The following is a 17848-nucleotide window of genomic DNA, read 5'->3' on the forward strand; positions in this document are numbered from 1 at the left end:
GGTTATTAATCTTAGAACAAAAGGAATGACCATGACGAGATTACCTTTAACAGTTTGGGCATTCTTTGTTACGGCTATCATAGGTATCGTTTCTTTCCCTGTATTATTTTCTGCAGCTCTATTATTAATATTCGATAGAAGTTTTGGTACTTCATTTTTCTTATCAGATATTTTTATTCAAGGTGAAGTTTTACATTATCAAGGAGGCTCACCAGTTTTATTTGAACATTTATTCTGGTTTTTAGGACACCCTGAAGTATATATTGTTCTATTACCTGCTTTAGGTATTACTTCTGAAATTATTGCTACTAATTCAAGAAAGCCAATTTTTGGTTACAGAGCCATGATTGCATCAATATTAGCAATTGCTTTTTTATCAACAATTGTTTGGGGTCACCATATGTTTGTATCAGGTATGAATCCATTTTTGGGATCTGTATTTACTTTTACCACATTATTAATTGCAATTCCTTCCGCGGTAAAAGCATTTAATTATATTACAACTCTTTGGAAAGGTAATTTACAATTAAATCCAGCCATGTTGTTTTCTATTGGATTAGTGTCGACTTTTATCACTGGAGGTTTAACGGGAATTATTCTTGGGGATTCAACACTTGATATTAACGTTCATGACACCTATTTCGTTGTAGCACACTTCCACTTAGTAATGGGTATTTCTGCACTTTATGGATTTTTTGCTGGAGTTTATCATTGGTTCCCAAAGATGTTTGGTAAGATGATGAATAAAACATTAGGATATGTTCATTTCTGGGTTACTGCAGTTTGTGCTTACGGTGTATTCTTCCCAATGCACTTCATAGGTATGGCTGGTTTACCAAGACGTTATTATACTAATTCTGCTTTCCCATTATTCGATGAGTTAGCTGATGTGAATGTTTTAATTACTATTTTTGCAATTGTAGGAGCTGTATTCCAAGTAGTATTTTTCTGGAATTTCTTCTATAGTATTTTCTACGGTAAAAAAGCATCGCAAAATCCATGGAAATCTAATACTTTAGAATGGACAACACCTGTAGAACACATTCACGGTAACTGGCCAGGTGAAATTCCTGAAGTGCACCGTTGGGCTTATGATTATAGTAAACCAGGACATGATGAAGATTTCGTATCTCAAATTACACCAATGAAAGACGGTGAAGAAGAGTTACATCATTAGAATTATACTTATCTAAATAGTAAAAGCCTTTCCTCATTGGAAAGGTTTTTTGTTTTAACTTTGCCTATATTTGTGATATGAATCAGAATTTAGACCCTAATAAAGATCGCTTTACATCTCAAGAGATTGATATTGAAAAGGCTTTACGACCACTTTCATTTGATGATTTCGCTGGTCAAGATCATGTTTTAGATAACTTAAAGGTTTTTGTTCAAGCTGCCAATCAGCGTAATGAAGCTTTAGATCATGCTTTATTTCATGGTCCTCCAGGACTAGGTAAAACTACTTTGGCTAATATTTTAGCTAATGAATTAGGTGTTGGTATTAAAATTACTTCTGGCCCAGTTTTAGATAAACCAGGCGATTTAGCAGGTTTGTTAACAAATTTGGAAGAAAGAGATGTCTTATTCATTGATGAAATACATCGCTTAAGTCCTGTAGTAGAGGAATATTTATATTCTGCTATGGAGGATTATAAAATTGATATTATGATTGAAAGTGGGCCCAATGCAAGAACTGTTCAAATCAATCTAAATCCTTTTACATTAGTTGGTGCTACGACAAGATCTGGATTACTAACAGCTCCCATGCGAGCTCGTTTTGGAATCCAAAGTAGATTGCAATACTATAATACCGAGCTATTAGCTACAATTATTGAACGCAGTGCTTCTATATTACGTGTGGAGATAGATCTAGAAGCAGCTATAGAGATAGCGGGAAGGAGTAGAGGAACACCCCGTATTGCAAACGCTTTATTACGTCGAGTACGTGATTTTGCACAAATTAAAGGAAATGGTAAAATTGATGTAGAAATTACAAAGTATGCCTTAAAAGCCTTAAATGTGGATACAAATGGACTTGATGAAATGGATAATAAAATTTTATCTACCATTATTGATAAATTCAAAGGTGGTCCTGTAGGACTAACTACTTTAGCTACTGCTGTATCTGAAAATGGTGAAACGATAGAGGAAGTTTATGAACCTTTTTTAATTCAGGAAGGATTTATTATAAGAACACCAAGGGGAAGAGAAGTGACTGAAAAAGCATATAAACATTTAGGAAAAATAAAAATAAATAGTCAAGGCGGACTCTTTTAATTGGCTTATGATTACTTTAAAAAAAATTCCAGAGGTTTCTTTGTTAAAATTTATTAGGCACTCATTAGCTATCTTAAAGAATCCTTTGCCGTTTCATAAGGATAACTTTTTATTATACGGGAATATTTTTCGTTTAAAAGTGGGTTTTGGTAAATCTGTTATTTTTAGTCGTGATGCAGATTTATTAAGTTACGTTTTACAAAAAAATCAAAAAAATTTCACGAAATCCCCTATTCAGACTAGAGATTTAGCAAAGTATATTGGTAAAGGGTTGTTAACTGCGGAAGGAGAAAAATGGCAAAAACAAAGAAGATTGATCCAGCCAGCATTTCATAAAGGACAATTACAATTAGTATTGAACACTATTTATGTTACTATTCAAAAAGAACTTAATACGATAACTACTAATGAGCCTAAAGATATTTTTCCAGTATTTAATAACTTAGCTTTTCAAACGGTTGTAAAATCTTTATTTAGCTCTGAAATTAGCGAGGAAGATATTAAAAAATTACAGTATACAACAGAAGTTACACAACAAATGTTGGTTAAAGAATTGCGTCAGCCTTATTTAGGTTGGTGGTTTAAAATGTCAGGTAAAATTAAACACCATATTCTATTGATTGATGAATCTAGATTTATATTAAAGAAATTGGTTAACCAAAGAAAATCTAGTGAAATAAAATATAATGATTTATTAGAGATGTTGCTAGATGCTCGATATGATGATGGTTCAGAAATGGATGAATCTCAATTATTAGATGAAATTTTAATTTTATTTGCCGCTGGACATGAAACTACTTCTAATGCATTAACTTTTACCTGCGAATTATTAGCTAGAAACACTCAAGTACAGGACAAGATTTTACAAGAAGTAAAGGAGATAAAAGAGCAATCTTCCAATTTAATGGATTGGATAATGAAGGCTCAGTATACTAAATTAGCAATAGAAGAAGCTATGCGCCTTTATCCACCTGCTTATTTCATAGATAGAGTAAATAAAGAAGAAGATCAGTTTAAAGGTTTTGTTTTTCCAAAAAATTCAAATTTGTTGTTTTCCGTATATGAAATACATAGACATCCCGAATTTTGGGACAATCCTGAAGCTTTTATTCCTGAACGTTTTTTAAATGAAAATAGGAAGTTTTCTAAGAATTATTATCCTTTTGGAGCAGGACAAAGAATGTGTATTGGTAATAATTTTGCAATGTATGAGATGATTTTAACCATTATGACGGTAGTAGAACGTTATGAAATTAAAGAAAAATTAGACCCTATAAAAATAAAGCCTTTAATTACTTTAAAACCATTAGACGCTATTTTAGAATTTAAAGAAAGAAATTAAATTGAATCTTGCTGAAAAATATACAAAGCTCATAAAAACTGAAGCCAAGCGTTTAGGATTTCTTTCTTGTGGTATATCAAAAGCAGGTTTTTTAGAAGAAGAAGCACCACGTTTGGAAAATTGGCTACAACAAAATCATCATGGTCAAATGAGATATATGGAAAATCATTTTGACAAAAGATTAAATCCAACCTTGTTAGTAGATGATGCGAAAAGCGTGATTTCTTTATTGTTAAATTACTATCCTTCTGAGACGCCTCTTTATAATAAAGCTGAAATATCGTATAAGATTTCTAAATATGCTTATGGTCAAGATTATCATTTTGTAATTAAAGAAAAGTTAAAAGAACTGCTTTATTTTATTCAAACTGAAATTGGAGAAGTAGCTGGAAGAGCCTTTGTAGATTCTGCACCCGTTTTAGATAAAGCTTGGGCCGCAAAAAGTGGGTTAGGTTGGATTGGAAAAAACAGCAATCTGATTACTCAAAAAGTAGGTTCTTTTTATTTCATTGCCGAGCTAATTGTGGATTTAGAATTAGAATATGATATGTCTACTACAGATCATTGTGGAACATGTACTGCTTGTATAGATGCTTGTCCAACCGAGGCTATTGTAGCACCTTATGTTGTTGACGGAAGTAAATGTATTTCTTATTTTACGATTGAACTTAAAGATAATTTGCCTTTAGAAATGAAAGGCAAGTTTGATGATTGGTTTTTTGGATGTGATGTATGTCAGGATATTTGTCCTTGGAACCGTTTTTCAAAACCACATAATGAACCTTTATTACAACCTCATGAAAAATTGCTAAGTATGACGAATAAAGATTGGGAAGAAATAACACAAGAAACTTTTAATGCTGTGTTTAGAAACTCAGCTGTAAAGCGAACAAAGTTTGAAGGGCTTAAAAGAAATATAACTTTCCTTAAAAAGGACTAATATATAAATACTTCCTTTTGGTTATCTTTGTCTTCTCAAAAAAAAGTAAATCGTGAAAAAAAAATACCTTTTAATCACTCTTATTTTTATTATTTCTATAAGTTTTGGTCAAAACCTGCCAAATGATTGTCAGAATTACATTCAAGCTTGTGATAACCAGAGTGTATCGTTTAATGTTTCTGGAGCAGGAATTCAGGAAATTAATCCACCATCTTGCAGTAGTCAAGAAAATAATTCTCTTTGGTTACGGGTTACTATAGATCAGCCCGGAACATTAGGTTTTACTATCATACCACAAAGTAATAGTATTAATGAAGATTATGATTTTTGGGTTTTTGGTCCTGCATCAAACTGTGGTAATTTAGGAACACCTATCCGGTGCTCTACCACTAATCCAGCAGCAGCTGGCCAACCAAATAATCATACTGGATTGAGCGCAAATGCCACAGATACAAGTGAAGGCCCTGGCGCAGATGGTAATAGTTTTGTAAGTCAATTAAATGTATTATCAGGTCAAAGTTATTTTGTAGTGATTGATAGACCTATTGGTAGTTCTCCCTTTTCTTTAAATTGGTCAGGTACAGCCACTATTTTAAATCCTTTTGCTAATTTAAATTTACCTAATTTCCCTAATGTAATTTTATGTGATGAAGGAGCAGACAATTCTGAACCGTATGATTTTTCAGTTTTGGATGCGGCTTATTTAGCCTCTCTTCCTGGTTTTTCAATTACTTATTTTGCCTCCTTGCAAGATGCTTCATTGAATAATAATCCATTAATTAGTAGTACAGCTATTAGTCAGGGGACATATTATGCCCGAATAAGTTCAGATTCGGCACAATGTACAGAAATTAAAACCGTGCAAGTTCTTTTTAATAATTTAGCAACAAATGATGTTACGAAAACGGTTTGTGAAAATACCGTAATGGGAACTGTTAATTATGATTTGAGCTCGCATAACAATGAAATTTATACTGGAAATCAAATAGTAACATATAGTTATTATACTTCTTTAATAGATGCTACCAATACCACTAATAGTATTGCAAATTGGCAAAATATAAGTTTAGCTGTAGGAAATCATGTTTTTTATATTAGAACCGAAAAAGGAACTTGTTTTGATATTTCAGAATTAAGTATTGAAGTTTATGCAAGACCAGTTATCAATGATTTGGTTAGTCTAAAACAGTGTGACGATGATACCGATGGTTTTAGTGCTTTTAACCTTACAGAAGCAAACGAATTGATTACAAACAATCCAGCAGGTTTAACTATAGCTTATTTTCTAACCTTATCTGACGCGCAAAATAATACAAATCCAATTATTAATAATACAAATTTTGTAAACCAAACGGTTAATGTTCAAACAATTTATTATCGTGTCAGTAATGATAATAACTGTTTTAAAACTGGTCAATTGGATTTAACTGTTGCTGCTACCCAAATTCCGGCTACATTTAATCCATTAGTTTTTATTTCTTGTGATACCACTTTTGGAACTAATAACGATGGTATTGCTACTTTTGATTTTAGCACAGCCATCACTTCAATTTCAAATTTATTTACTGGACAAGTAGTAGAGGTAACTTTTTACGAAAATTTAAATGATGCTTTGGCTGAAATAAATGCCATTACAAATATCGCAAACTTTAATAACTTAACAAGCCCTACTACTCAAGATATTTATGTTAGAGTAGATAGTGATGTTAACAACGATTGCGTTGGACTTGGAAAATATGTAACATTGCAAGTAGAGCCTATACCAATTGTACTACCCAAATTAGTGAGAGGTTGCGATGATAATCAAGATGGAATATTTGATTTTGATACTACTACTATCGAAAGTGAACTTTTGAACGGATTAACTAATGTTGTTGTTACTTATACCGATGTTAATAATACAGTTTATAATGCATTACCTAATCCGTTTTCTACTAATTCTCAGGTTTTAAATGTAACAATTACAAATGCAACTGTTAATGCGTGTAGTTATACTACTACATTAGAATTCATTGTAGACCAAGCCCCAGTTTTTAATCCTGTAAACTCTAGTTTGTTAATTCAATGTGATGATGAATTAGATCCTCTTTTACAAGACGGAGTAGTAATTTTTAACACCTCTAATTTTGAAAATACAATCATTGGTAATCAAACAAATGTAGCCGTTGAATATTATGATATAAATAATAACCTATTACCCAATTTTATAGGAAGTTTTGAAACGGGTACACAAGATGTTTTGGTAAAAGTAATTCATCTAGATAATTCTAATTGCTTTGCAACTGGAATTCTTTCTTTTGTAGTGTATTCAAATCCTAAAATCATGATTGATGCACCAAATGAAATTATTTGTACAGATAATCCTAATGCTTTTGTGATTTTAGATGCTGGATTGGAAAATCCTACTAATATCTCAGATTATAGTTACCAATGGTACTTTGAAAACCAAGCTATCTCTGGAGCTAGTCAATACACTTATACAGCTAATACTACTGGAAATTATACTGTTGTTGTAACTAATTCTAACGGGTGTTCAAGCACAAGAAATAGTGTTGTTAATCCTTCCAATATAGCTATTATTGATGATATAGAAATTGATGATTTGGTTGATTCAAATACTATAACGGTTTTGATTTCAGGGGATGGAGATTATCAATTCAGTATTGATGGTGAAAACTATCAGGATAGTAATATTTTTTACGATGTACAGCCTGGATTGTTATCTGTTTGGGTTTATGATAAGAATGGTTGTGGTATTTCAAATAAAGAAATAAGTGTTTTAGGAGTACCAAAATTCTTCACGCCTAACGGAGACGGTTTTAATGATTTTTGGAATATTAAAGGGTTTAATGAACGATTTGGAAATCAAACGGTTGTTTCTATTTTTGATAGATATGGAAAATTGTTGAAGCAAATTTCTTCATTATCTCAAGGTTGGGATGGTACCTTTAACGGAGTTAAAATGCCAGCTGCAGATTATTGGTATACCATCAATATGTTAGATGGGAGAGTGCAAAAAGGACATTTTTCATTAAAAAGATAATTAGAAGATTTTTTCTACATTTTTAGAAAAGAGTAGCATTAAAATTTTTTTCTTTCATTGCTTATTTTAACTTTGTAAGTTCATATAAAAGTGATTATATGCACAAGGATACAAAAAGAAGAGAAGCTTTATTATACCATGCTAAACCTACACCTGGAAAGATTCAGGTAGTACCAACAAAGAAATATGCAACACAAAGAGATTTGTCATTGGCCTACTCACCAGGAGTTGCTGAACCATGTTTAGAAATTGCTAAAGATGTTAAAAATGTATATAAATATACAGCTAAAGGAAATTTAGTTGCTGTTATTTCAAACGGAACTGCTGTTCTAGGATTAGGAGATATTGGTCCTGAAGCTTCCAAGCCCGTAATGGAAGGAAAAGGTTTGTTGTTCAAAATATTTGCCGATATCGATGTCTTTGATATTGAAGTTGGAACAAAAAATATAGAAGAATTTATACAAACCGTTAAAAATATTGCTCCTACATTTGGAGGAATTAATCTGGAAGATATTAAAGCTCCAGAATCTTTTGAAATAGAAAGAAGATTAGTGGAGGAGTTAAATATTCCTGTTATGCATGACGACCAGCATGGAACTGCTATTATTTCATCGGCAGCTTTACTCAATGCTTTAGAATTAGCGGGTAAAGAAATAGATAAAGTAAAAGTAGTGGTTTCTGGGGCAGGTTCAGCAGCATTAGCTTGCGCAAATTTATACGTTTTATTAGGTGTGAAAGTAGAAAATATTTTCATGTTTGATAAAGATGGTATGTTAACAACCTGTAGAGAAGATATTTCAGATTTACAAAAAGTATATGCTAAATCATGCGATCCGCAATCGTTAAAAGAAATGATTGTAGGAGCAGATGTCTTTTTAGGATTGTCTGTAGGTAATATCTTTACTCCAGAAATGTTATTGTCAATGAGTAACGATCCTATTGTATTTGCAATGGCGAATCCTATTCCTGAAATAGATTATAATTTAGCCATAAGTACACGAGAAGATGTTATTATGGCTACTGGCCGTTCCGATCATCCTAATCAGGTAAATAACGTATTAGGTTTTCCTTATATTTTTAGAGGAGCATTAGATGTTCGCGCTAAAAAAATTAATGAGGAAATGAAAATGGCAGCGGTTAGAGCTCTTGCGGAATTAGCTAAAAGTCCAGTCCCAGAACAAGTAAATATCGCTTATGGTGAAACCAAATTAAATTTTGGTCGAGAATATATTATTCCGAAGCCTTTTGATCCTAGATTGATAGGTGTTGTTGCACCAGCGGTTGCAAGGGCTGCTATAGATTCTGGTGTAGCACAAGTAGAGATTAACGATTGGGAAAAATATGAATTAGATTTATTAGAACGTTTAGGTTCTGATAATAAAATGATTCGTATGCTAATGAATAGAGCAAAAACAAATCCGAAACGGGTTGTTTTTGCTGAAGCAGATCATTTAGATGTTTTAAAGGCTGCTCAAATAGTACTTGAAGAAGGTATTGGTGAACCAATTTTATTAGGGAATAAAGATATTATTCAAGAATTAAAAGTAGAAATTGGTTTTGATGCCGATGTTGAAATTATTGATCCTAAAACGGCTGAAGAAGACAAACGTAGAAAGAAATATGCCAAAGCATTTTGGAAATCCAGACAAAGAAGAGGGGTTACTATGTTAGATGCTGAAAAGTGGATGAGAGAACGAAACTATTTTGGTTTAATGATGGTAAATTCTGGTGAAGCTGATACGATGGTTACTGGATACTCTAGAAGTTATCCTACAGTAGTAAAGCCCGTAATGGAATTAATAGACAAAGCTCCTGGAGTTACCCGTATTGCTACTACTAACATGATGATGACTTCCAGAGGACCAATCTTTCTTTCTGATACAGCTATTAACCCAAACCCTACAGCGGAAGATTTAGCTAAGATTGCATTAATGACAGCTAAAACCGTGCGTATGTTTGGTATGGAACCAGTAATTGCCATGGTGTCTTTTTCAAATTTTGGATCTTCAGAAAATGAAAATCCGAAAAAAGTAAGAGAAGCAGTAGCTTATTTGCATAAATATTACCCAGATTTAATTATTGATGGTGAAATTCAAACAGATTTTGCGTTAAATTCTGAAATGTTGAAGAGCAAATTCCCTTTTTCTAAGTTAGCAAATAAGAAAGTAAACACACTAATTTTTCCAAATTTAGATTCTGCAAACATTACTTATAAATTAATGAAAGAATTGAATAAGTCTGATTCCATTGGACCTATTATGCTTGGACTTGATAAACCAGTTCATATTTTTCAATTAGGTGCAAGTGTAGAAGAAATGGTAAATATGGCAGCCGTTTCGGTGGTAGATGCACAAGAAAAAGAAAGAAGATTTAAACAATCTGTTTTAAAATAAAATTATTAAAAACTACTATTAACAAACATGATAACACACATTCAAGGAAGATTAATTGAAAAAACACCAACAGAAGTTGTAATTGATTGTAATGGGATTGGTTATCATGTCAATATATCTTTGCATACTTTTTCACTCATTCCAAATGAGGAAAAAATTAAACTTTTTACTTTTTTACAAATCAAAGAAGATGCGCATACATTATATGGATTTGTTGAAAAACAAGAAAGAGAATTGTTTAAACTTCTAATTTCTGTTTCAGGAGTTGGAGCTAGTATTGCAAGGACTATGTTATCATCATTAGCGCCCCAGCAAATTATTCAAGCCATAGCTTCAAATGACGTAGCTACTGTACAAAGTATTAAAGGAATTGGAACAAAAACTGCTCAAAGAGTAATTTTAGATTTAAAGGATAAAGTGTTAAATGTGTATGCTTTAGACGAAGTTTCTCTAATTTCAAACAATACTAATAAAGAAGAAGCGTTATCTGCTTTGGAGGTGTTAGGTTTTGCAAGAAAGACCGCAGAAAAAGCGGTAGAAAAAGTGATCAAGCAAGAACCTGATGCAAGTGTAGAAAATTTAATTAAACAAGCACTAAAAAACTTATAAGACTTGGAAAAGAAATTAAAACTGAATATTTTGAATAGGCGAGTAAAAAGAATAAAACAACTGTTTTTCGGAATACTCTTATTATTGTTTTTACACGTTAACGGCCAAGAAAATGACTCCATTCAATCTGGTGTAGATTTAGGAAAGATTAAAGTTCCAAATCCAAATAGTATAATAGAAGCTTATGAATATGATGTAACAACAGATCGATACATTTATACACATACATTTGATGGATTTAATGTGAACTACCCACTAGTATTAACTCCACAACAATATCAAGAGTTGGTTTTACGCGAAGAGATGCGTAAATACTACAGAGAAAAATCGGCAGCGGTAGATGGTAAAAAAGAAGGAAGTGAAGACAAAAAGAAAGATCTTTTACCAAGATATTATGTGAATTCTAAGTTTTTTGAAAGTATTTTTGGAAGTAATACTATAGATATTAAACCAACAGGTTCGGTTGAAGTCGATTTAGGACTTCGTTATACGAAACAAGATAACCCAGCATTTTCTCCAAGAAATAGAGTGACTACTACCTTCGATTTTGATCAGCGAATTAGTGTTGGTTTGCAAGGAAAAGTTGGAACCAGATTAAATGTAAACATTAACTACGATACGCAATCTACTTTTGCTTTTCAAAATTTAATAAAATTAGAATATGGCTCAACAGAAGATGATATTCTTCAAAAATTAGAAGTCGGGAATGTTAGTTTTCCTCTGTCTAATTCATTAATTAGAGGATCGCAAAGTTTATTTGGGGTAAAAGCACAATTGCAGTTTGGAAAAACAACAGTTACAGGTGTGTTTTCTGAACAAAAATCGCAGACTAAAACAGTTACCTCACAAGGAGGAGGTACCCTGCAAGATTTTGAATTGTTTGCGCAAGAATATGATTCAGATAAACACTATTTTTTATCTCAATTTTTTAGGGATAAATATGATAGAGCATTGGAAACATATCCTTATATAAATAGTAGAGTTCAAATTACAAGGCTAGAAGTTTGGGTAACGAATAAGCAAAATAGAATTAATTCCAATGAAAATAATTTACGAAATTTAGTTGCTTTACAAGATATTGGAGAAGCACCGTTAACTAATTTAGCACCTCAAGAAGTAGTTGGTATTAATTTAGCAACTTATCCAAACTTTTTTAATGCAGTTGCACCAGATAATCCTTCTGATAATGCAAATAATAAATTTGACCCCAATAGGATTGGAACAGGAAGCAGTTTTTTAACACAGGCTATTCGAGAAGTAGCAACAGCAAATAATGGTTTTACAGTAGGTGTTGATGAAGGATTAGATTATGCTAAATTAGAAAATGCAAGAAAATTAACAGCCTCAGAATATAGTTATCATCCGCAATTAGGATATCTTTCCTTAAATCAGAGGTTGGCGAATGACGAAGTTTTAGCCGTTGCGTATCAATATACTATTGGTGACCAAGTGTATCAAGTAGGGGAATTTGGAACAGACGGGGTTGATGCAACACAAGTTGATAATTCTGGAATTCCATCATCTCAAGCTTTAATTGTTAAGTTGTTAAAAAGTAATTTAACAGCGGTAAAACAAAAAGCTCCAAATGCAGATTTAACCATGCCAACATGGAATTTAATGATGAAAAATATTTATCAAATTCCAGGTGGATATCAACTACAAAAAGATGACTTTAAGTTTAATATTTTATATACAGATCCTTCTCCGTTAAATTATATTACAGCTGCAAACAGTGGTGCTCCCCTTCCTGTAGGAGTTAGAGATACACCTTTGCTGAAGGTGTTAAATGTAGATAAATTAAACTTTACGAATGACCCTCAAGAAGGAGGGGATGGTTTCTTTGATTTTGTTCCAGGAATAACCATTGATCCACAATACGGAAGAATTATATTTACAACAAAAGAACCTTTTGGAGAATTAATGTTTAAAAAATTAAATGATTCTCCAACAGAAGATTACGATAACCCTACAACTTATAATGATAATCAAGCAAAATACGTTTTTAGAACACTTTATAAATCAACCCAAGCGGCAGCATTACAAGAAAGTGAAAAGAACAAGTTTCAACTTCGTGGACGTTTTAAATCCTCAGGAGGAGACGGGATTTCTATTGGCGCGTTTAACGTACCACAAGGTTCTGTTGTAGTTAAATCGGGAGGCAGAATATTGGTGGAAGGTGTAGACTATACTGTAAATTATCAGTTAGGGAAAGTACAGTTGTTAGATCCTTCCTTGCAAGCATCTAATACACCAATTGAAATCTCTGTAGAGAACAATTCTGTTTTTGGTCAACAAACTAGACGTTTTTGGGGGTTAAATGTAGAGCATCAATTCAATAAAAACTTTTTAGTAGGAGGAACTATTTTAAATTTATCGGAACGTCCTTTTACAAATAAATCTAATTATGGTCAAGAATCTGTTAATAATACTATTGTAGGTTTAAATACTAATTTTTCTACCGAAGTGCCTTTGTTAACAAGATTAGTAAATAAATTACCTAATATAGATACCGATGTACCTTCAAATTTATCTTTCAGAGGTGAAATCGCTTATTTATTACCAGGCGCTTCAAAAGCAGATCAGTTTAATGGAGAAGCAACAACTTACGTTGATGATTTTGAAGGATCGCAATCTTCTATAGATTTGCGTTCGCCTTTATCTTGGGAATTAGCCTCAGTACCTTTAGAGGGTAACTTTGATGGTAATCCAGATACCACTGAACCAGCGTCTGATGATTTAAGCGTAGGAAATAAAAGAGCAAAATTAGCTTGGTATACTATTGATCCTATTTTTTACACACAACCACCAGGAGGAATCAATGATAATGATTTATCTTTAAATAGAACGAGAAGAATTTTTAGTAGAGAGTTATTTCCTAATGTTGATATTGCACAAGGAAATTCAAATGTAATTAGTACTCTCGATTTAACTTATTTTCCTAGAGATAGAGGTCCATATAATTATAATTCAAACATTGCAGCAACCAATCAGTTTTCGGTAACTGATGCACCAGATAACTGGGCTGGTATTATGCGTGCCATAAACTCTACTAATTTTGAACAATCAAACGTAGAGTACATTCAATTTTGGGTGTTAGACCCTTACGGCACCGATGCTCCTGATGCTGTTGATCCAGGGAATAATGGAAAATTGGTTATTAATTTAGGTGAGATTTCTGAAGATATCTTAAAAGATGGAAGAAAGCAGTTTGAAAACGGATTGCCAGAAGTTGGTGCTACAATTCCTGCCTTACAAACAAACTGGGGGCAAGTGCCAAGTTCTCAATCTTTAGTGTATGCGTTTGATACAGATGAGGCTAATAGAGCCCTTCAAGATGTAGGTTACGATGGATTAAACGATGCGGCTGAGGCTGCAAAATTCCCTGCGTATGCAGGATATAGCGATCCTTCTGCAGATAATTATCAGTTTTATTTAAGTGCATCAGGAGATATTGTTAATAGATATAAAAACTATAATAATTTTGAAGGAAACTCGCCAGTAAATGTAACAGATACAAACAGAGGAAACGATACTAAGCCAGACGTTGAAGATGTCAATCGCGATCAAACCATGAATACCATTAATGCTTATTTTAAATTTGAGGTTCCAATTCGCCCTAATCTACAAGTTGGAGATAATTATGTAGTTGATGTTAGAACGGTAAATGAGTCTGTACCTAATGGAGGTAATGTTCAAGCAAGATGGATACAATTTAAAATTCCTATTTTAGAATTTACTCAAGACAATGTAGTAGGTTCCATAGCGGATTTTCGTTCTATCCGATTCATGAGAATGTATATGACTGGTTTTAATGATGAAATAACGTTACGTTTTGGATCGTTAGATTTAGTAAGAGGAGAATGGAGAAGATATGTGAATACCTTAGATTTCAATGACCAAGACCCTACAGATGACAATACAGGGTTTGATGTTGTTGCGGTAAATATTCAAGAAAATGCAAGTAGAACGCCAATTCCTTATGTTTCGCCACCAGGAGTAACCAGAGAACAATTGTATAATAATAATACAGTTATTAATCAAAATGAGCAATCATTATCATTGAGAGTGTATGATAAAGACGGTGGTAATGATGATGGTTTACAACCAGAAGATGCTAGAGCAGTATTTAAGAATGTGAACGTCGATATGCGTCAGTTTAAAAAAATAAGAATGTTTTTACACGCTGAAGCACTACCTGCACCAGGAGAAACACAACCGTTACAAGATAATGAAATGAAGGCTTTTCTAAGATTTGGAAATGACTTTACTGAAAATTTCTATCAAATTGAAATTCCTTTAAAAGTATCTTCACAAAATGCTGCTACACCTGAAGCTATTTGGCCAGCTGAAAATGAAATAGAATTAGCATTAAGCGTTTTGACAGCGCTTAAATCGAAAATAATAAGTGATCCAAATTCTATTGCTCCTGATGTGAATGGAATACGCTTTTTAAACGAACAAGATTTAGGTTCTTCAGGAAATAAATTAACCATTGGTATAAAAGGAAATCCTAATTTTGGTTTAGTAAGAACCTTAATGGTTGGATTGAAAAACAATACAAACCAAGTAGTTAGAGGTGAAGTTTGGTTTAATGAATTAAGACTTTCTGATTTAGATAATAAAGGAGGTTATGCAGCAGTTGCTAATGTAGATACTAATGTGGCAGATTTTGCTACTCTTTCAGCAACAAGTAGAGTAAGTACTATTGGCTTTGGAGGAATTGAACAAGGACCAAACGAAAGAAGTAGAGAAGACGTATTTCAATACGATATTGTAACCAATTTAAATCTAGGAAAATTGTTACCAAGAAAATGGGGAATAACATTGCCATTTAATTACGCAGTAGGTGAAGAAACAGTTACCCCAAAATACGATCCTTTTTATCAAGATATTGAGTTGCAACAATTAATTGATAATACTTCTGATCAACAAGAAAAAGACAATATTAAGAACCGAGCTATAGATTATACTAAGAGAACAAGTGTTAATTTTATTGGAGTAAGAAAAGAAAGAGGAGAAGAACAAAAGCAACATTTTTATGATGTAGAAAATTTAACATTGTCTTATTCTTTTAATGAAACACAACATCATGATTATGAAATTGAAAGTTTAGTGGATCAGCAAAACAGAACTACTGTTGATTATGCTTATGCTTTTAAACCATTAACAATAGAACCATTTAAAAATTCTAAAAAACTATCTAAAAGTGGTTATTATAAAATGTTGAAAGATTTTAATTTTAATTTCTTACCAGCAAGCGTTTCTTTTAGTTCTAATATTATTAGACAATTTAATAGACAGCAATTTAGATTAGTAGATGTGGAAGGAATTGGATTAGATCCTTTATATAGAAGAAATTATTTCTTTAATTATCAATATGGGTTTAATTATAACATAACAAAGTCTTTACGTGTAAATTATACAGCAGCAACAAGTAATATCGTTAGGAACTATCTTGATGAAACCAATACACCTATAGATGGATTAGATATTTGGGATGATTATTGGAATGTGGGTGAATCAAATCAACATAACCAACAAATTGTTGTAAACTATGATTTGCCAATAAATAAGATTCCAGCTTTAAGTTTTGTGAAATCAAATTATAGCTATACTGGAGATTTTAATTGGCAACGTTCATCAGACGCTTTTTCAACAATTGAAGCAGAAGACGGAACAGAGTATCAACTTGGGAATACAATTCAAAATGCAAATTCTCATAAGTTGAATACTACTTTTAATATGGATTTGTTATATAAATATATTGGATTAACAGGTAATAAAAAGAAAAAAAATAAAAACAAGAAAGACGCAAAAGAAGCATTGCCAAAACCTGGACAAAAAGTAACAGCTAAAGGAAAGGTGGCTAAAAAAGACGGTAATATCTTTATAGATGGATTAATTGGAGTATTAACTAGTGTTAAAAACATTCAGGTTAATTATACACAAACCAGCGGAACGGTATTGCCAGGATATTTACCAGGTTTGGGATTCTTTGGTTCTTCTAAACCATCTTTAGGGTTTGTTTTTGGAAGTCAATCTGATGTGCGTTATGAAGCAGCTAGACAAGGTTGGTTAACTTCATTTCCAGAATTCAATCAGAATTTTACCCAAGTAGTTAATAAACAACTTAATTTTACTGCTCAAGTTGAACCATTTGCCGATTTAAAAATCGATTTAACAGCAGATAGAATGTATTCCGAGAATTTTTCTGAGCAATATGATGTTTTAAATGGACAATACAATTCACGTTCTCCTTATAATTTTGGTAATTTTAATATTTCAACAATCTTAATTAAAACCTCATTTAGCGAAAGCAATGAAACATTTTCGGAAGCATTTAATGATTTTAGAAATAACCGAATTTTGGTTGCAGAGAAATTAGCCGTTGATCATTATGGTAATAATAACTATCCTAGAGATGCAGAAGGTTATCCTGTAGGTTTTGGAAAAAATAGTCAACAAGTATTGTTGCCTTCATTTAGAGCAGCTTATTCAGGAAGAGATGTTTCAAAAGAATCGGTTGGTGTTTTTAAAAATATTCCATTACCAAATTGGAATTTAAAGTATACAGGATTAATGCGATATAAGTGGTTTAAAGATAAATTTAAACGTTTTTCGTTGCAACATGGTTATAGAGCAAGTTATAATGTGAATTCATTCCGTTCTAATTTAAATGAAGCTCCAACAGATGCAAATGGTAATTTTTATGCTAGTACAATTATATCTAATGTCAATTTAACAGAACAGTTTAATCCATTATTACGTGTAGATTTTGAAATGAAAAATTCAATCAAAATTTTAGCAGAAATGAAGAAAGATAGAACTTTAAATATGAGTTTTGATAACAATCTTTTAACTGAAGTAAGTGGAAATGAATATACAATAGGACTGGGTTACCGAATCAAAAACGTAACTATCAATTCAAAATTGGCCGATAACCCTACAGGAGTAATTAAAAGTGATATCAATATTAAAACTGATTTCTCTTTGAGAAAAAACAATACAATTGTACGTTATTTGGATTATGATAATAATGAATTAGCAGGAGGTCAAGATTTATGGTCAATAAAGTTATCAGCTGATTATTCGTTTAGTAAAAACTTAACAGCCATTTTCTTTTACGATCACCAGTTTTCAAAAGCAGTGATTTCAACATCATTCCCAATAACAAATATTAGGACAGGATTTACTATTCGATATAATTTTGGGAATTAAATATAATAAGTTAAAAATCCGTTTGA

8 protein-coding genes are annotated in these 17848 nt (G+C 32.1%); all 8 read left to right on the forward strand.

The genetic code is table 11. The annotated features are described in order from the left end of the window. Positions 1-1177: cbb3-type cytochrome c oxidase subunit I (locus tag CX675_RS01860; RefSeq protein WP_240723564.1), on the forward strand; the 1177-nt coding region annotated here is incomplete at its 5' end. Positions 1178-1254: 77 nt separating this feature from the next. Continuing rightward, positions 1255-2277: a Holliday junction branch migration DNA helicase RuvB gene (ruvB, locus tag CX675_RS01865; RefSeq protein ID WP_130733511.1), complete on the forward strand. Its 1023-nt coding sequence runs from the start codon at positions 1255-1257 to the stop codon at positions 2275-2277. A 7-nt stretch (positions 2278-2284) separates the two neighbouring features. Then, positions 2285-3619 (forward strand): cytochrome P450, encoded by a 1335-nt coding sequence (locus tag CX675_RS01870; protein WP_130733512.1) that lies wholly within the window; start codon positions 2285-2287, stop codon positions 3617-3619. 1 nt (position 3620) lies between these two features. Next, on the forward strand, positions 3621-4559 hold the full coding sequence (queG, locus tag CX675_RS01875) for a tRNA epoxyqueuosine(34) reductase QueG (RefSeq protein ID WP_130733513.1): 939 nt from the start codon (positions 3621-3623) through the stop codon (positions 4557-4559). Positions 4560-4611: 52 nt separating this feature from the next. Continuing rightward, a complete protein-coding gene (locus CX675_RS01880) occupies positions 4612-7602 on the forward strand; it encodes a T9SS type B sorting domain-containing protein (protein ID WP_130733514.1) in 2991 nt (996 codons plus the stop codon). 98 nt (positions 7603-7700) lie between these two features. Further along, a complete protein-coding gene (locus tag CX675_RS01885) occupies positions 7701-9995 on the forward strand; it encodes an NADP-dependent malic enzyme (RefSeq protein ID WP_130733515.1) in 2295 nt (764 codons plus the stop codon). 27 nt (positions 9996-10022) lie between these two features. Next, positions 10023-10604 carry a Holliday junction branch migration protein RuvA gene (gene ruvA / locus CX675_RS01890; RefSeq protein ID WP_130733516.1) on the forward strand — a complete coding sequence of 194 codons (582 nt, stop codon included), beginning with the start codon at positions 10023-10025 and terminating at the stop codon, positions 10602-10604. 30 nt (positions 10605-10634) lie between these two features. After that, positions 10635-17822, forward strand: coding sequence for a cell surface protein SprA (gene sprA / locus CX675_RS01895; protein WP_370277494.1), 7188 nt, complete (start codon positions 10635-10637; stop codon positions 17820-17822). The last annotated feature ends 26 nt before the right edge of the window (positions 17823-17848 follow it).

This window comes from Flavobacterium sp. J27 (assembly GCF_004303025.1).
In the GTDB taxonomy this organism is placed as follows: Bacteria; Bacteroidota; Bacteroidia; order Flavobacteriales; family Flavobacteriaceae; genus Flavobacterium.

Excerpts from the sequence above, each read along its gene's own strand:
- CX675_RS01885 (WP_130733515.1), top strand. The coding sequence starts at position 7,701 with ATGCACAAGGATACAAAAAGAAGAGAAGCTTTATTATACCATGCTAAA.
- ruvB (WP_130733511.1), top strand. The coding sequence starts at position 1,255 with ATGAATCAGAATTTAGACCCTAATAAAGATCGCTTTACATCTCAAGAG.
- ruvA (WP_130733516.1), top strand. The coding sequence starts at position 10,023 with ATGATAACACACATTCAAGGAAGATTAATTGAAAAAACACCAACAGAA.
- CX675_RS01870 (WP_130733512.1), top strand. The coding sequence starts at position 2,285 with ATGATTACTTTAAAAAAAATTCCAGAGGTTTCTTTGTTAAAATTTATT.